A 1432-nucleotide genomic window follows, 5' to 3' on the forward strand; every position below is an offset into this window, starting at 1 on the left:
TCGCTCGCCTCCCACGGCCCCTCCACCCCGGAGCGCCCCCATGTGGAGGAGGACGCCTTCCATCCCCATGAGTTCTACGGGGAGAGCAAGGCGGAGGCGGAGCGCATCGCGTTCTCCTTCGGGGACCGGCTGCCCGTGACGGTGATCCGCCCGCCGCGCATCCTGGGGCCCGGGGACAGGGAAAACCTGACGTTCTTCAAGCTGGGCAAGCAGGGCATCCGGCTGGAGCTGTCCGGAGGCCCCCGGCCGCTGTCGCTGGTGGACGTGGAGGACGTGGTGGACCTGCTGCTCGTGTTGGCGGAGAAGCCGGAGGCCCTGGGCCAGGCGTTCTTCTGCGCGGGCCCGGAGCGGCTGACCCTGGAGGAGATGCAGGACCTGGGGGCGAAGGCGCTGGGCTTCAAGACGCGCACCTGGCGGCTGTCCCCGGCGGTGCTGACGGCCCTGGCCACGGCGGCGGACGGGGTGACGCGGCTGACGGGCAGGAAGCTCCCCCTGAACCGGAAGCTGGCGCGGCAGCTCTTGGCCCCGGCCTGGACGTGTTCTGGGGCCAAGGCCGAGCGCCTGCTGGGCTTCCGGCCGCGCCGGGGGCTGGCGGAGTCCATCACTCGCAGTGGTGAATGGTATCGCGCGCAGGGCTGGTTATAGCCCCATGTCCCCAAAGGGCCGGCCGCCCACGCCGGCCCTTCCACTGTCGTTGACCGGACCCCCCCCAGGATGGGAGGAAGCCCGACCGCCCATGCCCCCCAAAGTGCCCGCCAAAGCCGCCTTCTTCGACGTCGACGGGACGCTGGTCCGGACGAACATCGTCCACGTCTACGCCTACTACGCGACGAACCGGGGCTCGCTCCGGGGCATCGCGGGCCGCACCCTGGGCACCGCCCTGGGTCTGCCGGTGTTCGGCATCCTGGATGCCGTCAACCGCAAGGCCTTCAACGAGTTCTTCTACCGGTACTACTCGGGCCTCAGCGAGGACCGCCTGGTCACCATCGCGGAGGACATGTTCGAGGACGTCCTCAAGCCCGCGCTGTACGAGCAGACGCAGGACCTCATCGACGAGGCGCGTCGTGCCGGCTGCCGCATCGTGCTCGTCACCGGTGCCCTGGACTTCACCATGCGCCCGCTGGCCCGGCACCTGGGCTGCGACGACGTCATCGCCAACAAGATGCAGTTCGTGGGCGGCAAGGCCACCGGCAAGGTGATTCCGCCCATCATCGAAGGCGCCAACAAGGCCAACGCCATCCGCGCCTACTGCGAGCGCGAGGGCCTGGCCCTCAACCAGTGCCACGGCTACTCGGACAGCGCCTCCGACTACGCCATGCTCGCCGTGGTGGGACGGCCCACCGCGGTGAACCCGGACCTGCGGCTGCGCTCGCTCGCGCGCGCGTACAACTGGCCCATCCTGGACCTGAAGTAGTCCCCCACCCCTTCCGCC

General features: G+C 70.1%; 2 protein-coding genes. Both read left to right on the forward strand.

The features are described from left to right. The coding region (locus D7X96_RS39020) for an NAD-dependent epimerase/dehydratase family protein (RefSeq protein ID WP_121771996.1) at positions 1-645 on the forward strand (645 nt) is incomplete at its 5' end. Positions 646-748: 103 nt separating this feature from the next. Further along, entirely contained in the window at positions 749-1414 is a 666-nt protein-coding gene (locus D7X96_RS39025) for an HAD family hydrolase (protein ID WP_120527701.1), read from the forward strand. Positions 1415-1432 lie beyond the last annotated feature (18 nt).

This window comes from Corallococcus interemptor, from assembly GCF_003668875.1.
Classification (GTDB): Bacteria; Myxococcota; Myxococcia; order Myxococcales; family Myxococcaceae; genus Corallococcus; species Corallococcus interemptor.